21 protein-coding genes are annotated in these 20674 nt (G+C 60.0%); 9 read left to right on the top strand and 12 right to left on the bottom strand.

Annotation, left to right across the window (positions count from 1 at the left end):
• Nucleotide 1: 1 nt before the first annotated feature.
• Both bamC and dapA read right to left on the bottom strand, forming a co-directional pair.
• Nucleotides 2–1117 (bottom strand): NlpB/DapX family lipoprotein, encoded by a 1116-nt coding sequence (gene bamC, locus PMI32_RS02015; RefSeq protein WP_008034927.1) that lies wholly within the window; start codon nt 1115–1117, stop codon nt 2–4.
• A 17-nt stretch (nt 1118–1134) separates the two neighbouring features.
• On the bottom strand, nt 1135–2013 hold the full coding sequence (gene dapA / locus PMI32_RS02020; RefSeq protein ID WP_008034926.1) for a 4-hydroxy-tetrahydrodipicolinate synthase: 879 nt from the start codon (nt 2011–2013) through the stop codon (nt 1135–1137).
• Nucleotides 2014–2342: 329 nt separating this feature from the next.
• Between dapA and PMI32_RS02025 the strand changes: the two genes are divergently transcribed.
• Both PMI32_RS02025 and PMI32_RS02030 read left to right on the top strand, forming a co-directional pair.
• Nucleotides 2343–2903 carry a glycine cleavage system transcriptional repressor gene (locus tag PMI32_RS02025; RefSeq protein WP_008034925.1) on the top strand — a complete coding sequence of 187 codons (561 nt, stop codon included), beginning with the start codon at nt 2343–2345 and terminating at the stop codon, nt 2901–2903.
• 10 nt (nt 2904–2913) lie between these two features.
• Entirely contained in the window at nt 2914–3387 is a 474-nt protein-coding gene (locus PMI32_RS02030; protein ID WP_008034924.1) for a peroxiredoxin, read from the top strand.
• Between the two features lie 137 nt (nt 3388–3524).
• On the opposite strand, the gene PMI32_RS02035 is transcribed toward PMI32_RS02030, so the two are convergent.
• Nucleotides 3525–4595, bottom strand: coding sequence for an AI-2E family transporter (locus PMI32_RS02035; protein ID WP_008034923.1), 1071 nt, complete (start codon nt 4593–4595; stop codon nt 3525–3527).
• 31 nt (nt 4596–4626) lie between these two features.
• On the bottom strand, nt 4627–4866 hold the full coding sequence (locus tag PMI32_RS02040; protein WP_008034921.1) for a sulfurtransferase TusA family protein: 240 nt from the start codon (nt 4864–4866) through the stop codon (nt 4627–4629).
• A 98-nt stretch (nt 4867–4964) separates the two neighbouring features.
• On the opposite strand from PMI32_RS02040, the gene PMI32_RS02045 reads away from it, so the two are divergent.
• Nucleotides 4965–6398: a M48 family metalloprotease gene (locus PMI32_RS02045; protein ID WP_008034920.1), complete on the top strand. Its 1434-nt coding sequence runs from the start codon at nt 4965–4967 to the stop codon at nt 6396–6398.
• 66 nt (nt 6399–6464) lie between these two features.
• On the opposite strand, the gene PMI32_RS02050 is transcribed toward PMI32_RS02045, so the two are convergent.
• The 4 genes from PMI32_RS02050 to rpoE all read right to left on the bottom strand — a co-directional run bounded on the left by PMI32_RS02050 (nt 6465) and on the right by rpoE (nt 10241).
• Nucleotides 6465–7895: a DegQ family serine endoprotease gene (locus tag PMI32_RS02050; protein WP_008034918.1), complete on the bottom strand. Its 1431-nt coding sequence runs from the start codon at nt 7893–7895 to the stop codon at nt 6465–6467.
• A gap of 181 nt (nt 7896–8076) precedes the next feature.
• Complete coding sequence (locus PMI32_RS02055; RefSeq protein WP_008034917.1) at nt 8077–9033, bottom strand: MucB/RseB C-terminal domain-containing protein; 957 nt, start codon at nt 9031–9033, stop codon at nt 8077–8079.
• 8 nt (nt 9034–9041) lie between these two features.
• Nucleotides 9042–9629, bottom strand: a complete 588-nt coding sequence (locus PMI32_RS02060) for a sigma-E factor negative regulatory protein (protein ID WP_008034916.1) — start codon at nt 9627–9629, stop codon at nt 9042–9044.
• A 30-nt stretch (nt 9630–9659) separates the two neighbouring features.
• Nucleotides 9660–10241: an RNA polymerase sigma factor RpoE/AlgU gene (gene rpoE, locus PMI32_RS02065; RefSeq protein WP_007944079.1), complete on the bottom strand. Its 582-nt coding sequence runs from the start codon at nt 10239–10241 to the stop codon at nt 9660–9662.
• A 558-nt stretch (nt 10242–10799) separates the two neighbouring features.
• Here rpoE and nadB point away from each other — a divergent pair.
• On the top strand, nt 10800–12416 hold the full coding sequence (gene nadB / locus PMI32_RS02070) for an L-aspartate oxidase (protein WP_008034915.1): 1617 nt from the start codon (nt 10800–10802) through the stop codon (nt 12414–12416).
• Here nadB and PMI32_RS0129290 read toward each other — a convergent pair.
• Together PMI32_RS0129290 and PMI32_RS02075 are read right to left on the bottom strand one after the other, a co-directional pair.
• Complete coding sequence (locus PMI32_RS0129290; protein ID WP_032829208.1) at nt 12385–12837, bottom strand: protein YgfX; 453 nt, start codon at nt 12835–12837, stop codon at nt 12385–12387. The genes nadB and PMI32_RS0129290 overlap by 32 nt on opposite strands.
• Nucleotides 12821–13075: an FAD assembly factor SdhE gene (locus PMI32_RS02075; protein ID WP_007944081.1), complete on the bottom strand. Its 255-nt coding sequence runs from the start codon at nt 13073–13075 to the stop codon at nt 12821–12823. Before PMI32_RS02075 ends, PMI32_RS0129290 begins: the two co-directional genes overlap by 17 nt.
• 150 nt (nt 13076–13225) lie before the next feature.
• Here PMI32_RS02075 and ygfZ point away from each other — a divergent pair, with 150 nt between their 5' ends.
• A complete protein-coding gene (ygfZ, locus tag PMI32_RS02080; protein ID WP_008034911.1) occupies nt 13226–14167 on the top strand; it encodes a CAF17-like 4Fe-4S cluster assembly/insertion protein YgfZ in 942 nt (313 codons plus the stop codon).
• Between the two features lie 35 nt (nt 14168–14202).
• Entirely contained in the window at nt 14203–15024 is an 822-nt protein-coding gene (locus PMI32_RS02085; protein WP_008034910.1) for an HDOD domain-containing protein, read from the top strand.
• Nucleotides 15025–15142: 118 nt separating this feature from the next.
• Here the strand turns inward: PMI32_RS02085 and tctE are convergent, their stop codons facing one another.
• Nucleotides 15143–16528 carry a two-component system sensor histidine kinase TctE gene (gene tctE / locus PMI32_RS02090; RefSeq protein WP_008034909.1) on the bottom strand — a complete coding sequence of 462 codons (1386 nt, stop codon included), beginning with the start codon at nt 16526–16528 and terminating at the stop codon, nt 15143–15145.
• The gene (gene tctD, locus PMI32_RS02095; RefSeq protein WP_008034908.1) at nt 16521–17192 is read right to left on the bottom strand and encodes a two-component system response regulator TctD; all 672 of its coding nucleotides are present in this window, start codon (nt 17190–17192) and stop codon (nt 16521–16523) included. Before tctD ends, tctE begins: the two co-directional genes overlap by 8 nt.
• 390 nt (nt 17193–17582) lie before the next feature.
• Between tctD and PMI32_RS02100 the strand changes: the two genes are divergently transcribed.
• From PMI32_RS02100 to PMI32_RS02110, 3 genes are read left to right on the top strand one after another with little or no spacing between them, the layout of a single operon-like run.
• The gene (locus tag PMI32_RS02100; protein WP_008034907.1) at nt 17583–18560 is read left to right on the top strand and encodes a Bug family tripartite tricarboxylate transporter substrate binding protein; all 978 of its coding nucleotides are present in this window, start codon (nt 17583–17585) and stop codon (nt 18558–18560) included.
• 58 nt (nt 18561–18618) lie between these two features.
• Nucleotides 18619–19077 carry a tripartite tricarboxylate transporter TctB family protein gene (locus PMI32_RS02105; protein WP_008034905.1) on the top strand — a complete coding sequence of 153 codons (459 nt, stop codon included), beginning with the start codon at nt 18619–18621 and terminating at the stop codon, nt 19075–19077.
• Between the two features lies 1 nt (nt 19078).
• Entirely contained in the window at nt 19079–20593 is a 1515-nt protein-coding gene (locus PMI32_RS02110; RefSeq protein WP_008034898.1) for a tripartite tricarboxylate transporter permease, read from the top strand.
• Nucleotides 20594–20674: the final 81 nt, after the last annotated feature.

Genomic DNA, 20674 nt, shown 5'->3' with positions numbered 1-20674 from the left:
ATCAGCCCAGGTTGTCCTGAATCACGCTCAACACTTTGCGCGCCACGTCAGCCGGCGCCACGGTGTTGATGTTTTTCTCGACGGTGACCTGAACGGTATCGCCTACCTTGCTCAGGCGAACCTGATAACGCTCGGCACGGGCTTCAACTTCTTCCTTGTCCGGCTTGCTGCCGAACAAACCGCTGAGGAAACCAGGCTTCTCGTCTTTCTTCTCGGCTTTTTCGGCCAGGTTGATGTAGTACAGGCCCAGGCTGCGGTTGATGTCTTCAACGCGCCATTCGCCCTGCTCCAGCGCACGACCGACGCTCGACCAGGCACGATCCAGGTCGGTGCCGACGTTCAGAACCGGGTTGCCGCTGCCGTCTTCGCTCAGGCTGACACGGCTTGGCGCATCAAAATCACGCGAGGCCAGCATGGAGACCGAACCGCCCTTCTCCGACGTGCGGCTCATGCTTGCCAGCATGTCGTCGACCAGCGCCGCGTCCAGGCCAGTGTTGACCGAACGGTTGGTGAAGGCCACATCGGCGGTGCTGCCGGCAGGACGCTCGGCGCTGACCACATAGACTTCACTGGTGTTGCGCTGCACGCCTGGCTCGATACGGACCCGCACGCGGGTTTCGCTGTCTGCGCCGACACCGGCTGCGCTCAGGCGCTTGGCCATCGCTGCGGACAGTTCGTCGGAATGCTGCCAGGTGGTGGTGAATTCGCCGGTTTGCGGGCGCTGTTCATCCAGACGGAAACCGTTGTCCTGGAAGAACTGCACAGCCACTGGCCAGACTTCGGCTGGCGGGTTTTGGGCCAGGATCGATCTCGAATCACCGCTCTTCTGCAGCGAGTAGGCACTGGCATCGGCAGCAGCGGACAGCGGCTGTGGACGCGGCACGATGTATTCGCCCTTGACGGTGTCATCGGCCACGTTGCGCGGGATCGGCAGCAGCGGATCCAGACGCTTGGCAGTGCTGACGTCCGTTGGCAATTGCATAGGTGCAGTCTGTTGCGCTTCCAGGTAATCGCTACCACGGTCACGGAAATAACCTTCCGGGCCCCAGACCCATCCACAGCCACTGGTGCTGGAGATAATCAAGGCAAGTGCGGAAAGTCCGGCCAATCGCTTCATGCGTAGTGCTTCCTCAATTAAACCAGTACGCCGGACTGGCGCATGGCCTGCCGCAGCGGTTCGTGACAGGCAGCGCTGAGCCAGGTGAGCGGCAGACGGATACCGTCCGGCATCAAGCCCATTTCATGCAGCGCCCATTTCACGGGGATAGGGTTGGATTCGATAAACAGGGTTTTATTGAGCGGCATCAGCTTTTCGTGAATCGCGCGGGCCGTGACGGCATCGCCTTTCAGAGCAGCGTTGCACAGGTCGGCCATGTCGCGCGGGGCAACGTTGGCGGTCACCGAAATGTTGCCTTTACCGCCGAGCAGGATCAGCTCGACCGCTGTCGCGTCGTCGCCGGAAAGCACCACGAAGTCTTCGCTGACGCCGTCGATGATCGCTTTGGCACGGGCCAGGTCGCCGGTGGCTTCCTTGATGCCGATGATGTTTTTCACGGTCGACAGGCGGATCACGGTTTCGGTCAGCATGTCACACGCCGTACGGCCCGGTACGTTGTACAGGATTTGCGGAATGTCGACGGCTTCGGCGATGGCCTTGAAGTGCTGGTACAAACCTTCCTGGGTCGGCTTGTTGTAGTACGGCGTCACCAGCAGGCAAGCATCGGCGCCGGCGGTCTTAGCATTGGTGGTCAGCTCGATGGCTTCGCGGGTCGAGTTGGCGCCGGTACCGGCGATCACCGGAATGCGCCCTGCAACCTGCTTGACCACGTAACGAATCACTTCGATGTGTTCGTTCACGTCTAGCGTGGCCGATTCACCTGTCGTGCCGACCGCCACGATGGCGTGGGTGCCGTTTTGCAGGTGAAAGTCCACCAGTTTGCTCAGGCTGTCCCAGTCGAGACGACCCTGTGCATCCATGGGTGTGACCAGTGCCACCATACTGCCCGCAATCATGCAACCGCTCCTGCCGGAAAAAGAGAGCCGTAATGGTACTGGCGCCAAGATGCTTGTACAAGCGAAGTACTGCGCTGCTGCCATTCCCCTTGGCGCTGCTTTTCGCTACCCTTCAGACTTTGATCGGTACTGACAAGCTCGTACGCCGGGTTTCAGCCTCCATTTTCGGCATCACAAGCCCCGATCCAGCGTTGCCACCCTTCGCTCTTGCCTTAATGGAGCACGTTGCAACCTTCCGGCTCGGGTTTTCTGAATTCGCATCCGCAGGCTCGCCCCCGGCAATAAAAGCCCGTAGAAGTATCGACCGCTCATCGCTTTAGGAATGCTGCATGTCCACCCCCACAGTTCGCGAACAATTCCTTGTCATCAGTGCCCTCGGCGCCAACCCCATGGAGCTGACTAACGTCCTGTGCCGCGCCAGCCATGAAAACCGCTGCGCCGTGGTCACCTCTCGCCTGACCCGTCATGGCGAGTGCAGTGCGTTGATCCTCGAGATCTCCGGTAGCTGGGACGCCCTGGCGCGCCTGGAAGGCAGCCTGCCGAGCCTAGCCAAGAAGCACGCCTTCACGGTCAATGTGGTGCGCAGCGCGGCGCTGGAGAACCGTCCCCAGGCCCTGCCGTACGTTGCCTATGTCAGCTCGGCTTACCGCTCGGACATCATCAACGAGCTGTGCCAGTTCTTCATGGACCATAACGTCGAGCTGGAAAACCTGACCTGCGACACCTATCAGGCGCCGCAAACCGGCGGGACCATGCTCAACGCCACGTTCACCGTGACCTTGCCGGCTGGCGTACAGATCAGCTGGTTGCGCGACCAGTTCCTGGATTTCGCCGACGCGCTGAACCTGGATGCCCTGATCGAACCGTGGCGCCCACAAAACCCAATGTAAGGAAGCTCTCATGGCCGTTGCCATCGACCAACCGGTTGCCGACTTCGAAGCACCCGCCACCAGCGGACAGACCGTCAGCCTCGCGAGCCTTAAAGGCAAGCAAGTGGTGATCTACTTCTATCCGAAGGACAGCACGCCAGGCTGCACGACCCAGGGCCAGGGCTTTCGCGATCAGCTCGATGCCTTTAAAGCGGCTAACACCGAAGTCTTCGGCGTATCCCGCGACAGCCTGAAATCTCACGAGAACTTCAAGGCCAAGCAAGCGTTCACCTTCGAGCTGATCAGCGACAAGGAAGAGGCGCTGTGCCAGCTGTTTGATGTGATCAAGCTGAAGAAGCTTTATGGCAAGGAATACATGGGCGTTGATCGCAGCACGTTTTTGATCGACAAGAACGGTGTGCTGCGTCAGGAATGGCGCGGCGTGAAGGTGCCGGGGCATGTGGATGCTGTTTTGGCTGCCGCACAGGCATTGAACAAAGCCTGACTGTTTGGCGTCCTGTCGGACGCTTTCGCTGGCAAGCCAGCTCCTACAGTTGATCGAGCTGTCCAGACGGACGCGGCCTAATGTAGGAGCTGGCTTGCCAGCGATGAGGCCTTGCGCCTCACCGCAGAGTTCGACCGTTAAAGCAGAGGCGCCACCACCGGCTCCTTCCGAGGCCAGGCATCCAGCACCGCCTTGAACAGCGTCGCCAGCGGAATCGCAAAAAACACCCCCCAGAATCCCCACAACCCGCCAAACAACAACACCGCGCAGATGATCGCCACCGGATGCAGATTGACCGCTTCCGAGAACAGCAGCGGCACCAGCACATTGCCATCCAGCGTCTGAATAATTCCGTAGACCGCCATCAAATAGATGAACTGATCGCTCCAGCCCCACTGGAACAACGCAATCAGCAGCACCGGCACAGTCACCACCACGGCCCCGACATAGGGCACCACCACCGACACGCCTACCAGCAATGCCAACAGTGCCGCGTAGTTGAGCCCCAACACGACAAACGCGATGTAGGTCACGCCACCACAGATGAAAATCTCAATGACCTTGCCGCGAATGTAGTTGGCGATCTGCCGGTTCATTTCGTGGGCAACACGGGTGATCAGCGCGCGCTCACGAGGCAGATAACCGCGAACCCACTGGCCGATCATTTCCCGGTCCTTGAGAAAGAAGAACACCAGGATTGGCACCAGCACCAGGTAAATCATGATGTTGACCAGCAGCGGCAGGCTCGACAGCGAGAACGTCAGCGCCCATTGGCCGAACTTGCCGATCTCGCCGCGTGCCGCCTCAATGGCCTGCAACACCTGCTCGTCGGACACCAGGTGCGGATAGCGCTCGGGCAGCAGCAATAACAGTGATTGCCACTTGGCGAGCATGCCGGGCAACTCGTTGAACAAGGTGATCAACTGGTGCCAGAGCAACGGCACCACGACAATAATGAACACCAGCAAAACACCCATGAACAAGGCAAAGACCGCTCCGACGGCCACCCCGCCCGGCACCCGCAGGCGCTCAAGTGTCACCACCAATCCCTGCATCAGATACGCCAGCACCATCCCGGCGAGCACCGGCGCAAGCATGCCGCCAAGGGTGAGCACGGCGGTAAACGCCAGAAACAGCAGGACCGCCAGCACCACCGCTTCTTCATCGGAGAAATAGCGCTGAATCCAGTCGCGTAACACTTTGAACATCAATAATCCTTAGAAACGAACGCAGCAATTTTCAGGCTTTTTTCAGCCAATAGCGGTAAACACCCGCTTCATCTTCTTCGCGAAGCAGCGTATGACCGGCCAAACGGGCAAAGGTGCGGAAGTCGCGCTGCGAACCCGCATCGGTGGCGATCACCTTGAGTACTGCGCCGCTGGCCATCTTGTTGAGTTCCATCTTGGCCTTGAGCAGCGGCAACGGACAATTCAGGCCGCTGGCGTCCAGTTCGGCGTCATGGGCTACAGCGTCGGTCATTGCGTTACTCCGGGTCAGGTGGTCGAGCGGCTTAGAATATCTGGTCCGAAGCGTACTGTCCGGCTACAGTAAGGTCTTTGTCGACTAAGGCTTTGTGCATGACTTTTTTGCGCCCTACCCTGCTGACGCTCGCTTGCCTGCTCGCCTCACCGGGCTTCGCCGACGACCTGCCGTCACTCGGTGACGCCAGTTCTGCAATCGTCTCGCCACAACAGGAATATCAGTTGGGTCGCGCCTGGCTGGCGCTGCTGCGCAGTCAGGTTGACCAGCTCAATGACCCGCAGCTCAAGGACTATGTCGAGTCCAGCGTCTACCGGCTGGTTGAGACCAGCCAGGTCAATGACCGGCGCCTGGAGTTCATCCTGATCAACAGCCCGCAGCTCAACGCCTTTGCGGCGCCGGGCGGGATTGTCGGGGTCAACGGTGGCTTGTTCCTTAATGCCCAGACCGAAGGCGAATATGCCTCGGTACTCGCTCACGAACTGGCTCACTTGTCGCAGCGCCACTTTGCCCGTGGCGTCGAAGCGCAACAACGCATGCAAGTGCCGATGATGGCCGCACTGCTGGCCGGGATCGTGATTGCCGCTGCCGGTGCCGGCGATGCCGGGATCGCGGCCATTGCGGGCACGCAGGCGGCAGCGATTCAGGAACAACGACGTTTCTCGCGCCAGAACGAGCAAGAGGCCGACCGCATCGGCATCCTCAACCTGGAAAAAGCCGGTTACGACCCACGCTCGATGCCAACCATGTTCGAGCGGTTGGCTCGCCAATACCGCTTCGACGCCAAGCCACCGGAGTTCTTGCTGACTCACCCGGTGACCGAATCGCGTATCGCCGACACCCGCAACCGCGCCGAGCAGGCCAAACCCGGCGGCATTGAAGACAGCATGCGTTATCAGCTGATCCGTGCGCGAGTCCAGCTGATTTACGAAGAAACCCCTGGCCTGGGCGCCAAGCGCTTCCGCGCACAGCTGGATGAAAACCCGAAAAACGACGTTGCGCGTTATGGCCTGGCGATCGCCCAGATAAAGGGCGGCCAACTGAACGAAGCACGGGAAAATCTCAAGTTGCTGCTGGCCAAGTCGCCAAACGAGATCATCTACAACCTGGCGCAGATCGATCTGGACATCACCAACAATCGCCTGCCGGACGCCCAAACCCGGGTGGACCGGATGCTGACTCAGTATCCGGGCAACTATCCACTGAATCAGGTGCGCGTCGATTTGCTGCTCAAGCAAAACCGGGCGCCCGAAGCGGAAAAAGCGCTGGAGAACCTGCTCAAAAGCCGTCCCGATGATCCGGATGTCTGGTACATGGTGGCGGAAACCCGTGGCCTTTCAGGCAACATCATCGGCTTGCATCAGGCGCGCGCCGAGTACTTTGCGCTGGTTGGCGACTACCGCCAGGCCATTCAGCAACTGGACTTCGCCAAGCGCAAGGCCGGGACCAACTTCCCGCTGTCATCGCGTATCGACGCCCGCCAACGGGAGCTGATGGAGCAGGAGCGCATGATCAAGGACATGATGGGCTGAGGCCTTTCACCAGGCATAAAAAAACCGCCTCTTTCGAGGCGGTTTTTTATTCAGCCGACAACCGGTTTATTCAGCCAGTTTGAAGGTGATGAAGCTGGCGCGATTCTGACGCAGAACCCGCATCGATACCGAGCGGTTCTTCGGCAGCGCCTTGGCGATATCGGTGAACTCCTTGGCGGAACCAATCGCCTGATTGTTCAGGTGAGTGATGACGTCGCCTGGCTGCAAGCCGATCAGGGATGCAGGACCGTCCTGAACTTCCTTGATCACCACGCCACCTTTGAGGTCGTAGGTTTTCTTCTGTTCGTCGGTCAGCTCGACCACGGAAACACCCAGACGATTGCTGCTGCGCTCGGTGGCCGATTTTGGCAGGGCATCCAGCTCTTTACCTTCTTCAGGGATAGCGCCGACGGTCAGCTCGACATTCTGGCGCTTACCTTCACGAATCACTTCAAGGTTTGCCTTGGCACCAGCCTTCAGCGCGCCGACCAGATGCGGCAGATCGGCAGACATGACGATCGGCTGACCGTTCATGCTCAGGATCACGTCCCCCACTTGCAGGCCACCCTTGGCAGCCGGACCGTCATCCTGGATCTGCGCCACCAGTGCACCGGCCGGTTTATCAAGACCGAACGACTCGGCCAGATCCTTGCTCACTTCCTGAATCACGACGCCCAACCATCCACGGCTGACCTTGCCGCCGCTTTTCAGCTGGTTGGAAACGTCCATGGCCACATCGATCGGGATTGCGAACGACACGCCCATGAAACCACCGGAACGGGTGTAGATCTGAGAGTTGATCCCCACCACTTCGCCCGCCAGGTTGAACAGCGGACCACCAGAGTTACCCGGGTTGATCGGCACGTCGGTCTGGATGAACGGCACATAGTTTTCGTTCGGCAGGCTGCGACCGATGGCACTGACGATGCCTTGGGTCACAGTGTGGTCGAAACCGAATGGCGAGCCGATGGCCACGACCCACTGGCCAGCCTTCAGGTCCTGGGATTTACCCAGCTTCAGGACCGGCAGGTCCTTGCCTTCGATTTTCAGCAGCGCCACGTCGGAGCGTGGATCGGTGCCGACCAGTTTGGCTTTCAGCTCACTACGGTCAGCGAGACGGACGAGAATTTCGTCGGCATCGGCGATCACGTGGTTGTTGGTCAGGATGTAGCCGTCAGACGAGATGATGAAACCCGACCCCAACGACTGGGCTTCGCGCTGACGATCACCGCGCGGCGTACGCGGTTGTGGCGGCATGCCGCGCTCGAAGAACTCGCGCAACATCGGCGGCAAGCCTTCAAGGTCTGGCATCTGCTGGCTCGACACTTTGCGATCCGGCAGTTTCTGCGTGGTACTGATGTTTACCACCGCGGGCGAGGCCTGCTCGACCAGCTGCGTGAAGTCAGGCAACTCGGCCGCTTGTACAGCGACCGCCTGACCGAGCACCAGCACGGTGGCAAATATGGAGAGGTAAGACTTCAAGCGTGGTATCGACATACGGCTCCCGTTACGACGAGCATGGTTAAGCGATATGGAGCAAGGAACACCGGGAACGATACGCCGGTATTTTTGTTCCGGGAACAACAAACAAGGCCAGAGCCGAGGGGCTCTGACCTATAAAAAATTTCGGGGATATTTGCAAATTGAAATGCTCACCAAACATTTCGGTTTCAGCTCACTACTGGGTTGCAGTGGCATCGGAGCGCATGGACAGCGCAATCCGTTCAGCGGTACCTACCGGGATTTCACCGACGACGGTGACCATCATCTCGCCCTGAGGGGTGGTCAAGCGCCGGGATACAGCGACGGTTGGGCCCAACTGAGTGCGGGTATCGGTGACGGGGGCACCATTGAGCGGCTCAAGGAACACCGAAAAACGTGCGAGGCCATCGTCATACATCAGGCTGCTGACCTGGGTTTTGGTCTCGGGATCCTTGCGTGAAGTGCTGCTGGTCAGCTCAAAGCCGGCAGGCAACCAGTCCGAATGCCACGTCTGCGCAGCCTTGACGGCTGAAGCCTTGTCGCTGTCGAGGGTGATGGCTTTGCAATCCGGGCCTGCCTGCAAATCGTCGTCGGAGGGCAAATCGGAGGTATCCAGCTGCGTGAACTGGAACCGCTCCAGCAACTGCCCTTTCTCATTCAGAAGCAATGATTTGAGCGGCAGGCCGGTTTCTTTATCCAGATGCAATTCAAAACCGTAGCGATGTTGATCGCGAGGCGTCAGGGTAACGATGACTGCCGCACGTCCGGCCACACGCGACTTGCCGATGACGGCAAGGTCGTACCAATTCTTGAGCTTCTGTGGATCGAGTGTACGAGCAGCGGAGTTGGGGGAATCCCCAAGCCCTGCAATCAGAAGGCCGCTGACGCATTGAGTATGCCCATCAATGCGCACAACTTCCTGAGCCTGGCCGTCGAGCTGGAGTAAACGCTCATGGACCTTGCCATCCTGGACGCGGTGCCAGATGTTGTGGGTAGAAAAACTACCGTTTCGCTCGTAGACAAAAGTACCGTGAAAGCTTTGCTGCTGCTCGGCCTGGCCAAGACGGGTCAACCAGTCTTGTGCCTCATCGGCATGGGCTGGAACAATGAACCAGCCACTAAGCAGAAGCGAAAGTAGAGGTATGGCGCGCATGATCCTCCTTAACGGTTTTCCAGGCTCGCTGCACGAGCGTAAGGCAGAGCGCTCTCAGTACCTTTCAGTGCAGCCTGTTGAGCATGTTGGCGCAAGTAGCCTGGCAAACGCTGATCGTGCCAGCCCGGCTGAGCTTGCAATACGCCGTTGGCCATAGGACCAGTGGCTTCCGAGCTCTCATTATAGCCTGCCAAAACAGCTGGACCCTTGACCTGAGGAACGGCCAGACCCGGTTGAGTGGAGTGCTGAGCCAACTCGACACCCGCGATCTCGTCCTGGTTGTACAGACGAACACCTGCCAACACGGCGACGGTAACCGAAGCGGCTACAGCGAGGCGACCCAGGCTGCGCCATGGACCACGGGAGACTTTCGCCGGTACGGCTTCATCAGCCAGCGCAGCAGAAACGGCCGCTGCAATGTCCAGACGTGGAAGCAGCAGATCCTTGTGCATCACTGCCCGAGCGATTTGATAACGAGCCCATGTTTCACGGGTTTCAACATCGTCAAAGGCATTCAATACCCGACGCAATTCCAGTTCGTCCGCTTCGTTATCCATCACTGCGGACAGCGATTCCTGCAGGGCTTCACGACTCATGGCGTTCCTCTCTTGGCTGTCGCCGCTGTCTCAGTTTTCCTGCAACAACGGCTGCAGGGCTTTATCGATGGCCTCCCGAGCGCGGAAAATCCGGGAGCGCACGGTACCCACCGGACACTGCATGACTGCCGCAATGTCCTCGTAACTCAGACCATCAAACTCACGTAAAGTTAAAGCCGTACGCAAATCTTCCGGCAGTTGCTGAATGGTTCGATGGACGGTGCCTTCGATCTCATCCCGCAGCAATGCACGCTCAGGCGACTCGAGATCCTTGAGGCCATGATCGCCATCGTAGAACTCTGCATCTTCGGAACTGACATCGCTATCCGGCGGCCGACGGCCGCGTGAAACCAGATAGTTTTTCGCCGTGTTGATGGCGATGCGGTAAAGCCACGTGTAAAACGCGCTGTCCCCGCGAAAATTTCCAAGTGCACGGTACGCCTTGATAAAGGCTTCTTGTGCCACATCCTGGGCTTCATGGGTGTCGTGCACGAAACGCACGATCAACCCGAGAATTTTGTGCTGGTATTTCAGCACTAGCAGATCGAAAGCTCGCTTGTCGCCGCGCTGAACGCGTTCGACCAGCTGCTGATCCTCTTCCTGGGTTAGCATGAACTCTCCTCGATAAGCTCGGAGGAAGCTTGCATAACTAAACGACCAGACTTGCAAACATAGACTCGGGCTTTTCGCAAAAGTTCTCCCCCTCCAAGCAAGTTTCCTGCGGGCTCTGATTTGGCACGCACGAAAAGCGCAGCTCGGCATAACCCGGCTGCGCGAATAATCTTGTCATCGGATTCGCCGGCAAGGATCAAACCGCAATCCTGCATTGAAGCCGACACTGTCCCTTGATTCAGGCAACGGTCTATTGATCTTGGGCCTTTGGCAAAAGTTCCAAATATTTATAGCTGCGCAAGACCGACATTGTGCAACCGTGAATGGAAAAAGACTGTTAAATCGACGATACAGTCTTCTTGTCGCCGAACCGGTCGAAAAATCATCCGACGAAGCGTCAAGTCTTTTCCGTCACAGTAGTTTCACAATGCCATGTGACCTCGGCTATTGTGCCGCTCCCCCCCTCTATATACTAGTGCGCTGTGTGGCCGCCTTGACTCGCCGTTCCGGGAGTCATGCGCCAACCCCGACCCGGGTCGCTTTGAGCGGAATCCTGAAATGAGCCAACAGTTTCAACACGATGTTCTGGTGATTGGCAGCGGTGCTGCCGGTTTGAGCCTTGCGCTGACCTTGCCCGATCATTTGCGCATTGCCGTACTGAGCAAAGGCGACCTCGCCAATGGCTCGACCTTCTGGGCCCAGGGCGGTGTCGCTGCCGTGCTGGATGACACCGATACCGTTGAATCCCATGTCGATGACACCCTGAATGCCGGCGGTGGCCTGTGCCACGAAGACGCCGTGCGCTTCACCGTCGAGCACAGCAAAGAGGCCATTCAATGGCTGATCGATCAAGGCGTGCCGTTCACCCGCGATGAACAATCCGGCACCGAAGATGGCGGTTTCGAGTTTCACCTGACCCGCGAAGGCGGTCACAGCCATCGGCGCATCATTCACGCCGCCGATGCCACCGGCGCAGCGATTTTCAGAACCCTGCTCGACAAAGCCAGACAACGGCCCAACATCGAGTTGCTGGAACAGCGGGTCGCCGTCGATCTGATCACCGAGAAGCGCCTGGGCCTTGAAGGCGACCGCTGCCTCGGCGCCTACGTGCTCAACCGCGGCACCGGGGAAGTCGACACCTACGGCGCACGCTTCGTGATCCTCGCGTCCGGCGGTGCAGCCAAGGTCTACCTCTATACCAGCAACCCCGACGGCGCCTGCGGTGATGGCATTGCCATGGCCTGGCGTTCGGGCTGCCGGGTGGCGAACCTGGAGTTCAACCAGTTTCACCCGACGTGCCTGTATCACCCGCAAGCCAAAAGCTTCCTGATCACCGAAGCCCTGCGCGGCGAAGGTGCACACCTGAAACTGCCCAATGGCGAACGTTTCATGCAGCGTTTCGACCCGCGCGCCGAACTGGCGCCACGGGACATCGTCGCCCGGGCCATCGACCATGAGATGAAGCGCCTGGGTGTCGATTGCGTTTACCTGGACATCAGTCACAAGCCGGAAGCGTTCATCAAGACGCACTTCCCGACGGTGTACGAGCGCTGCCTGGAGTTTTCCATCGACATCACCAAGCAACCGATTCCGGTGGTTCCCGCAGCGCACTACACCTGCGGCGGCGTGATGGTCGATCAGCAGGGCCGCACCGACGTGCCGGGGCTGTATGCAATTGGCGAAACCAGTTTCACTGGCCTGCACGGCGCCAACCGCATGGCCAGCAACTCGCTGCTGGAATGTTTCGTTTACGCACGCTCGGCGGCAGAAGACATTCTTGAGCAACTGCCGCAGGTTTCGATTCCGGTCGCCCTGCCCGTCTGGGATGCCAGCCAGGTCACCGACTCGGATGAAGACGTGATCATTGCGCACAACTGGGATGAACTGCGGCGATTCATGTGGGACTACGTCGGCATCGTGCGCACCAACAAGCGCCTGCAACGTGCGCAGCACCGCGTGCGGCTGTTGCTGGACGAAATCGACGAGTTCTACAGTAACTACAAGGTCAGCCGGGATTTGATCGAGCTGCGTAACCTGGCCCAAGTGGCGGAACTGATGATTCAGTCAGCCATGGAACGCAAGGAAAGTCGCGGCCTGCATTACACCCTCGACTACCCGAACCTGCTGCCGGAGGCGCTGGACACTATTCTGGTGCCGCCCACCTACGCCGACTGAACGTGAGCCGAACCCGCAGGCGTCGGTGCACATCCGCCGCCTGCGAATCCCTGGGCACACAGATCGCCCGGACCCGCCGCTCGCCCTGCAGGCGAAAACGCAGGACGACGACCAGCGGCAGCGCGAGGCTGTCCGGCCGTAGCTGAACCGCCTGCCAACCCGCCGCCTGATTCCACAACTGCCAGCCATCCGCATCGCGACGCAAGCCGCGAAACGCCTGTGGGTGTGTCAGTAAAATCTGGCGTGGCAATGCCCAAACGCAATGAGCCAGGCAGCAAAAAGCGCCGAGCAAGCTGGCCCAGACCGGTATGGCAAGCAGAAACAACGCACCCAGCGCGAACAGCTGGGCCAACAGATACGCCGCCAGCAACTGCCGTGAGGCATGCCAGCGGCATTCGAACGCATTACTTGGGCTGGACACGATCCAGGATCATGCGAACCATGCGCTGCAGCTCCGGATCTTCCGACTCGGCGCGTTCCATGAACCAGCCGAACATGTCCTGATCTTCGCATTCGAGCAGCTTGCGGTAGCAATCGCGGTCGACATCATTGAGGTGCGGGTAGACCTCTTTCACGAACGGCACCAGCAACACGTCAAGTTCAAGCATGCCGCGGCGGCTGTGCCAGTAGAGGCGATTCAGTTCAACATCTTCGACCATGGAGCGCTCCTCAAATAGGCGGCAAGTATACAGCCCCGGACACCATCGAACAGTCGGCTTTGGTCGGGCACTGTCGACCTTTTGTGAACTACCCATTTCATGGGCGCCCCCTTATGATGTCCCCCAGACTCTTTTACCCTGCGATCTCCCATGGCCGATTCTGCTTTTTTCTGCACCCTGTCTCACGAAGGCGTTCTCGCGGTCCGCGGCGCGGATGCCAGCAAATTTCTGCAAGGCCAACTGACCTGCAACCTCAACTACCTGAGCGACACCCAGGCCAGCCTCGGCGCGCGCTGCACCCAGAAAGGCCGGATGCAATCGAGCTTCCGCATTCTGCTGCAAGGTGATGGCGTGCTCATGGCCATGGCCACCGAGCTGCTGGAGCCGCAACTGGCGGACTTGAAGAAGTACGCGGTGTTCTCCAAATCGAAATTGACCGATGAAAGCGCTGCCTGGGTCCGCTTCGGCGTTGACCATGGCGATGCCGCCCTGATCGGCCTGGGTCTCGAACTGCCGGCGGACACCGACAGCGTGGCGCGCAATGACGGGCTGATCGCCATCCGCGTTTCACCGGACCGCGCCGAACTCTGGGTTGCCGCCGATCAGGCCGACGTCATCAAGGGCCGGTTATCTGCTTTGCTGACCGAGGGCGATCTCAATCAATGGCTGCTGGGCCAGGTCCGCGCGGGGATCGGCCAGGTGATGCCGGGCACACGCGAATTGTTCATTCCGCAGATGCTCAATCTGCAGGCCGTCGGCGGCGTGAGCTTCAAGAAAGGTTGCTACACCGGCCAGGAAATCGTTGCGCGGATGCAGTACCTGGGCAAACTCAAGCGCCGCTTGTATCGTCTGAAGCTGGACGCCAGTGCATTGCCTGAACCCGGCACGCCCTTGTTTTCCCCGACACACGGCAGTTCCATCGGCGAAGTGGTGATTGCCGCACACGCCGGACAAAACATTGAACTCCTGGCCGTCTTGCAAGCCGAAGCGGCGGAAGGTGGCGAAGTCCATCTGGGCGCGATCGAAGGGCCGCCCCTGCATCTGCTTGACTTGCCTTATGAACTGGATCGCGATCGCGAGATCCAGCGTTAACAGCAGTACTTGTTGCAACACCCTAGAGAAAAGAAATGAGCGATTTGGCGGATAAGGTCCAACAGGATTTGGTTGAGGCCATCGATAACGATGACCTGGTTCTGCCAACGTTGCCGGAAGTGGCCCTGCAGATTCGCAAGGCCGCTGAAGACCCGGAAATAAGTGTCAGCACCCTGAGTAAAGTGATTGGCCGTGATACGGCGCTGTCGGCGCGCCTGATCAAAGTGGTCAATAGCCCGCTGCTGCGCGCGACCCAGGAAGTCACTGACTTGCATACGGCAATTACGCGCCTGGGCGTCAATTACAGCAGCAACCTGGCCATCGGTCTGGTCATGGAGCAGATTTTCCATGCGCGCTCTGACGTGGTGGAGAAAAAGATGCGCGATGTCTGGCGCAAAAGCCTGGAAATCGCCGGGGTCAGCTACGCGCTGTGCCGCAGTTACACGCAGCTCAAGCCCGATCAGGCGGCGCTGGGCGGGCTGGTGCATCAGATTGGTGTACTGCCGATCCTGACGTACGCCGAAGACCACTACGAGCTGCTGTCGGACCCGGTCAGCCTGAACCATGTGATCGACCACATTCACCCGCTGCTCGGCGACAAACTGCTCAGGGTCTGGGAGTTTCCGGAAATGCTGGTACAGGTGCCGGGGCTGTATCTGGACTTCAAGCGCGAGTCCGAGCGCGTCGACTATGTGGATCTGGTGCAAGTGGCCAGTTTGTATTGCCACAAGGACACCGACCACCCCATCGCCCGTATCGACCCGCTCGGCGTGCCGGCCTTCAAGAAGCTGGGAATCGATCCGGAGAATGAGTCGATGTGCAGGGATCTGGAAGAATCGCGGTCGATGTTTTACTAGCCGAAACCGTATCGCACCCATCGCGAGCAGGCTCGCTCCCACACTGGATCGATGCAGCACCATAGATCCCTGTGGGAGCGAGCCTGCTCGCGATGGGGTCAGCCCTAACAGCGCAAAACTACCCCGCGATAAAACTCACCCGCACCTTCAACCCCGCCTGCTCGCCATCGTGCAGGCTGATCTGCGCCAGATGCGCGCGGCAGATCTCGCCGACAATCGCCAACCCCAACCCAGACCCGGCCACCTGCTGGTTGCGCCGATAGAAGCGCTCGAACACCCGATCACGCTCTTCCAGCGGAATCCCCGGCCCGTCATCCTCGACCTCCAGCACCGCCGGTGCCGAGACCCGCAGGATCACGTTGCCGCCGGGCGGCGTATGGGCCAGCGCGTTGTCCACCAGATTGCTCAACAGCTCGTTCAGCAGCGTCGGCTCACCGCGCAGCCACACCGGTTCGTCGGCTTCCAGCGCCAGCGCCACGCCGCGGGCATGGGCCAGCGGCGCCATCGCCATGCCCAGTTCCCGGGCCAGCTGACTCAGATCGAGCAGTTGTGCACCGCCCTCGGCAATCGCCCGGGCACCGTTTTCGACACGCGCCAGCGACAGCAATTGGTTGGCCAGATGGGTCAAACGATCCGTACCTTGCGCTGCCGTTTCCAGCGTGTTGCGCCAGGTTTCGGGTTCGCCCGAACGCAGGCCGAGTTCAAGTCGCGCCTTGAGCGCCGCCAGCGGCGTGCGCAGTTCATGCGCAGCATCGGCAATGAACTGCGCCTGACGTTCGAACTGCCCGCGCAGACGCTCGGTAAAGTGATTGAGCGCACGCACCAACGGCCACAATTCTCGCTGCACCTCCACCAGCGGCAGCGGCCGCAAGTCATCGGACTGGCGCTCTTCCACCGCCGTGCGCAAGCGTTCCAATGGACGCAACGCCGCACTCACCGCAAACCACACCATCAGCAACGCGCCGACCGCCAACATGCCCAGCCGCAACAACGTGTCTGCCGCCAGGCTACGGGCCATGCTGACGCGTGCCTCGTCGGTTTCCGCCACGCGAATTTCCGCCATGCCGTTCATGTTCGGTTCGCTCACGGGCTTGAGCAGGCTGACCACCCGCACGTTCTGCCCTCGATACGTCGCGTTGTAGAAACGGGCAAGCGCCGGATAGTCATCGGTGCGCGGCGTTCCCGGTGGTGGAGCGGGAAGGTTTTCGTAGCCGGAAATCAGGTTCTGGTGAATGTCGTTGACCAGGTAAAAAATTCGCCCGGCACTGTCGTAGGCAAACGTATCCAGCGCCACGTAAGGCACATCGGCACTGAGCGTTCCGTCACGCTGGGACACCCCGGCGGCGATGGTTCGCGCCGAAGCCAGCAAGGTCCGGTCATATGCGGTATCGGCGGCTTCGCGACCATTCCAGTACGCGCTCAATCCACTGGCCAGCATCAACACCACCAGCAACAGCGCGAGGTTCCACAGCAACCGCCAGCGCAGGCTGCTGGGCTTATGCATCGCGGCTTTCCAGCAAATAGCCAAGACCGCGGAACGTCACGATGGCGACCGGTTGGCCGTCGAGTTTCTTGCGCAAGCGGTGGACGTAGATTTCGATGGCGTCGGGGCTGGCTTCTTCGTCAAGACCAAACACCTGGGCGGCCAGTTGTTCCTTGCTCATCACCCGACCGGGACGCGCAATCAGCGCTTCGAGCACCGCTTGTTCGCGGGAGGTCAGGGTCAGCAATTCGTCGCCGAGGGTGAAGCGTCGGGTGTCCAGATCGTAAGCCAGCACGCCGCAGGTCTGCTGACGTTCGCCGCCGAGCACACTGCGACGCAGCAAGGCTTTGACCCGGGCTTCGAGCTCGGTCAGTTCGAACGGTTTGGCCAGGTAATCGTCAGCGCCGAGGTTCAAGCCATGCACGCGATCCTTGACGTCGCTGCGAGCGGTCAGCATCAGCACCGGCAGGTTCTTGCCCCGGGCCCGCAAGCGCGCCAGCACCTCGAAGCCATCCATGCGCGGCAGGCCGACATCGAGGATCGCCATGGCGTATTCCTCGCTGCTCAGCGCCAGGTCGGCGGCCACGCCGTCGTGCAGCACATCCACGGTCAGCCCGGTGCTCTTGAGCGCCTGGGCGACACTGTCGGCGAGTTGCAGATGGTCTTCGACGAGCAGAACACGCATGGATCTTTACCTCATTCAGGGATGTTCGACGCCATTCTTTGGCGCGGAGTTTACAGCCGCATCCGCCGCTGTGAAGCCCGAAAACCGTGAAAGTCCGCTGAAAGGTTAGTGAAAGGTTCGACCGTTAGAGTCGGCCCACGGATGGTTTCGACTGAAAGCCATCGGTCGTGCTTTGAAATGTAGCTCCCGAAAAACGCCTCGATGCGTTTTCGCCAATAAGAACAATAACGAGGTACTTCGCCATGCTGTCCACACAGCTCCAGGTTTGCCCGCCTCATCTCTTTTTTCAATTCCCGTCGTTTACGTTTGTCAGCGCCATCAACGGCTGCGCGACGCGAAACTGCCGCACCTGAAACATCCCCAAAAACAACAACTCCCGTGGAGACAACAATGAATCGATCACTGCGCCGTTTCGCCCTCGCCGCCAGCTGCATGCTGTTTGCCGGCCAACTGATGGCCGAGCCCAAGCGCCCGGAATGCATCGCCCCGGCCTCGCCCGGCGGCGGTTTCGACCTGACCTGCAAACTGGCGCAAAGCGCGCTGATGAACGAGAAACTGCTGAGCAAACCGATGCGCGTGACCTACATGCCCGGCGGTGTCGGCGCAGTGGCGTACAACGCGGTGGTCGCTCAACGTCCGGCCGACGCCGGCACGCTCGTGGCGTGGTCCAGCGGTTCATTGCTGAACCTGGCCCAGGGCAAGTTCGGTCGCTTCGATGAAACCAACGTGCGCTGGCTGGCAGCGGTTGGCACCAGCTACGGCGCTATCGCGGTGAAAAGCGATTCGCCTTACAAGACCCTCGACGATCTCGTTCAGGCGCTGAAGAAAGATCCAAGCAAAGTGGTGATCGGTTCCGGCGGCACCGTCGGCAGCCAGGACTGGATGCAAACCGCGTTGATCGCCAAGGCCGCCGGGATCAACCCGCGCGATCTGCGTTACGTCGCCCTCGAAGGTGGCGGCGAAATCGCCACCGCTCTGCTAGGCGGCCACATCCAGGTCGGCAGCACCGACATCTCCGACTCCATGCCGCACATCCAGAGCGGCGACATGCGTCTGCTGGCGGTGTTCTCCGAGAAGCGCCTGGACGAGCCGGAAATGAAAGACATTCCGACCGCCAAAGAGCAAGGCTACGACATCGTCTGGCCAGTGGTTCGCGGTTTCTACCTCGGGCCAAAAGTCAGCGATGAAGACTACGCCTGGTGGAAAGACTCCTTCGACAAACTGCTGGCTTCCGATGATTTCGCCAAGCTACGCGATCAGCGTGAACTCTTTCCGTTCGCCATGACCGGCCCGGAACTGGACACCTACGTGAAGAAGCAGGTCGCGGACTACAAAGTGCTGGCCAAAGAGTTCGGCCTGATTCAGTGATCGCCTCTGTCTAGCGGCTGCGGCCCCGCACTGCGGGGTCGCGGCACAGGAGTTCCCCATGCTCGTACAACGCATTTTCGCATCGGTGCTGCTGCTGGCCTGCGCCAGCCTGGTGCTGATGGCCTGGCCCTACCAGGCGCCTTTTTCCTACGAACCGATCGGCCCTCGCGCCTTCCCCTTGCTGATGCTGGGGCTGATGGGAATGGGCCTGATCTACATGGTGTTTCGCCCGTCCCCGATCAAACACTCCGAAGAAGACCCGCCGCTGGATCGTGAAACCCTCCACAAGATCGGCCGCTGCGTGGTGCTGCTGCTGGTGTTCGCCGGCCTGTTCGAACCGTTGGGCTTCATCCTCAGCAGCATTTTGATCGGCATTCCGATGGCGCGCCTGTACGGCGGACGCTGGTTGCCAAGCGCAGTGATCATCAGCCTGATGAGCATCGGTCTGTACCTGCTGTTCGACAAAGTGATGGACGTGCCGCTGCCTCTGGGTCTGCTCGACGTTCTGGAGAACTGAAATGGATACGCTTGGTTATTTGAGTCACGGCTTCGGCGTCGCACTGACCCCTTACAACCTGGTCACCGCACTCAGCGGTACGCTGATCGGCACCGTCGTCGGCCTGCTGCCCGGCCTCGGCCCGATCAACGGCGTGGCGTTGCTGATCCCGATTGCATTCGCCCTCGGGCTGCCACCAGAGTCGGCGCTGATCCTGCTGGCCGCTGTTTATCTGGGTTGCGAGTACGGCGGCCGGATCAGTTCGATCCTGCTGAACATTCCGGGCGAAGCGTCCACCGTCATGACCACCCTCGACGGCTACCCGATGGCCCGTCAAGGCATGGCCGGTGTCGCGCTGTCGCTGTCGGCGTGGAGTTCGTTCATCGGCGCCTTTATTGCCACGTGCGGGATGGTGGTGTTCGCGCCGATCCTGGCGAAATGGGCGATTGCCTTCGGTCCGGCGGAATATTTCGTCCTGATGGTGTTCGCGATTGTCTGCCTCGGCGGCATGGCCGGTGATCGACCGCTGAAGACCTTTATCGCGGCGCTGATCGGCCTGTTCCTGTCGACCGTCGGCATCGACGCCAACAGCGGTGTCTACCGCTTCACCGGCGACAACATCCACCTCACCGACGGCATTCAGTTCGTGGTGTTGGTGCTGGGCCTGTTCTCCATCAGCGAGATCCTGTTGCTGCTGGAAAAAACCCACCGCGGCCAGGAAGCGTTCAAAGCCACCGGCCGCATGATGTTCAACTTCAAGGAAGCTGCGTCGGTGTTCTGGGTGAACATGCGGTGCGGTGTGCTGGGTTTCATCATGGGCGTTTTGCCTGGCGCCGGTGCAACACTTGCCAGCGCCGTGGCCTACATGACCGAGAAACGTATCGCTGGCCCAAGCGGCAAATTCGGACAGGGCGACAAGCGCGGTCTGGCCGCTCCGGAAACCGCCATCGGTGCTGAAGCCTGCGGCGCGCTGGTGCCGATGCTGACCCTGGGCGTTCCCGGTTCGGGCACGACGGCGGTGATGATCGGTGCGTTGTCGCTGTACAACATCACGCCGGGCCCACTGTTGTTCCAACAGCAACCGGACATCGTCTGGGGCCTGATCGCATCGTTGTTTATCGCCAACATCATGCTGGTGATCCTCAACATTCCGATGATCCGCATCTTCACCCGCATCCTCGCCGTACCGAACTGGGCGCTGGTGCCAATGATCGCGATCATTACCGCCATCGGCGTGTTCGCGGTGCATGCCACCACCTTCGACCTGTTCCTGATGATCGGCATTGGCATCTTCGGCTACATTCTGCGCAAGCTGGATTTCCCGTTGTCGCCGGTTTTGCTGGGTTTCATTCTCGGAGGTTTGATGGAACAGAATCTGCGCCGCGCACTGTCGATCTCCAACGGTTCGCTGGAGATTCTCTGGTCGAGCGGGATCACGCTGGGTGTCTGGGCGCTGATCGTGGTGATGTTGCTGGTGCCGATCCTGCGGATCTGGCGCAAACGTTCGGTCGCTCGTCGCGCGGTCGCCGATGTCTGATCGAACACCCTTCAAGGCCTGGTGGGGTACGCCGCTGGTCGGCGCGCTGGGCGGTTACCTGGCCAGCCAGATCGGCTGGGG

Origin of the sequence: Pseudomonas sp. GM60, from assembly GCF_000282415.1 — a bacterium.
In the GTDB taxonomy this organism is placed as follows: Bacteria; Pseudomonadota; Gammaproteobacteria; order Pseudomonadales; family Pseudomonadaceae; genus Aquipseudomonas; species Aquipseudomonas migulae.
The sequence above is the reverse complement of the archived record's forward strand: the minus strand, read 5'-3'. Positions and strand labels throughout refer to the sequence as shown.

Excerpts from the sequence above, each read along its gene's own strand:
- PMI32_RS02050 (WP_008034918.1), bottom strand. The coding sequence starts at position 7,895 with ATGTCGATACCACGCTTGAAGTCTTACCTCTCCATATTTGCCACCGTG.
- PMI32_RS02110 (WP_008034898.1), top strand. The coding sequence starts at position 19,079 with ATGGATACGCTTGGTTATTTGAGTCACGGCTTCGGCGTCGCACTGACC.
- bamC (WP_008034927.1), bottom strand. The coding sequence starts at position 1,117 with ATGAAGCGATTGGCCGGACTTTCCGCACTTGCCTTGATTATCTCCAGC.
- PMI32_RS02055 (WP_008034917.1), bottom strand. The coding sequence starts at position 9,033 with ATGCGCGCCATACCTCTACTTTCGCTTCTGCTTAGTGGCTGGTTCATT.
- PMI32_RS02025 (WP_008034925.1), top strand. The coding sequence starts at position 2,343 with ATGTCCACCCCCACAGTTCGCGAACAATTCCTTGTCATCAGTGCCCTC.
- nadB (WP_008034915.1), top strand. The coding sequence starts at position 10,800 with ATGAGCCAACAGTTTCAACACGATGTTCTGGTGATTGGCAGCGGTGCT.
- PMI32_RS02045 (WP_008034920.1), top strand. The coding sequence starts at position 4,965 with ATGACTTTTTTGCGCCCTACCCTGCTGACGCTCGCTTGCCTGCTCGCC.
- PMI32_RS02035 (WP_008034923.1), bottom strand. The coding sequence starts at position 4,595 with ATGTTCAAAGTGTTACGCGACTGGATTCAGCGCTATTTCTCCGATGAA.
- tctD (WP_008034908.1), bottom strand. The coding sequence starts at position 17,192 with ATGCGTGTTCTGCTCGTCGAAGACCATCTGCAACTCGCCGACAGTGTC.
- PMI32_RS02040 (WP_008034921.1), bottom strand. The coding sequence starts at position 4,866 with ATGACCGACGCTGTAGCCCATGACGCCGAACTGGACGCCAGCGGCCTG.
- PMI32_RS02060 (WP_008034916.1), bottom strand. The coding sequence starts at position 9,629 with ATGAGTCGTGAAGCCCTGCAGGAATCGCTGTCCGCAGTGATGGATAAC.
- PMI32_RS02085 (WP_008034910.1), top strand. The coding sequence starts at position 14,203 with ATGAGCGATTTGGCGGATAAGGTCCAACAGGATTTGGTTGAGGCCATC.
- PMI32_RS02105 (WP_008034905.1), top strand. The coding sequence starts at position 18,619 with ATGCTCGTACAACGCATTTTCGCATCGGTGCTGCTGCTGGCCTGCGCC.
- tctE (WP_008034909.1), bottom strand. The coding sequence starts at position 16,528 with ATGCATAAGCCCAGCAGCCTGCGCTGGCGGTTGCTGTGGAACCTCGCG.
- dapA (WP_008034926.1), bottom strand. The coding sequence starts at position 2,013 with ATGATTGCGGGCAGTATGGTGGCACTGGTCACACCCATGGATGCACAG.
- PMI32_RS02075 (WP_007944081.1), bottom strand. The coding sequence starts at position 13,075 with ATGGTCGAAGATGTTGAACTGAATCGCCTCTACTGGCACAGCCGCCGC.
- PMI32_RS02100 (WP_008034907.1), top strand. The coding sequence starts at position 17,583 with ATGAATCGATCACTGCGCCGTTTCGCCCTCGCCGCCAGCTGCATGCTG.
- PMI32_RS02030 (WP_008034924.1), top strand. The coding sequence starts at position 2,914 with ATGGCCGTTGCCATCGACCAACCGGTTGCCGACTTCGAAGCACCCGCC.
- ygfZ (WP_008034911.1), top strand. The coding sequence starts at position 13,226 with ATGGCCGATTCTGCTTTTTTCTGCACCCTGTCTCACGAAGGCGTTCTC.
- rpoE (WP_007944079.1), bottom strand. The coding sequence starts at position 10,241 with ATGCTAACCCAGGAAGAGGATCAGCAGCTGGTCGAACGCGTTCAGCGC.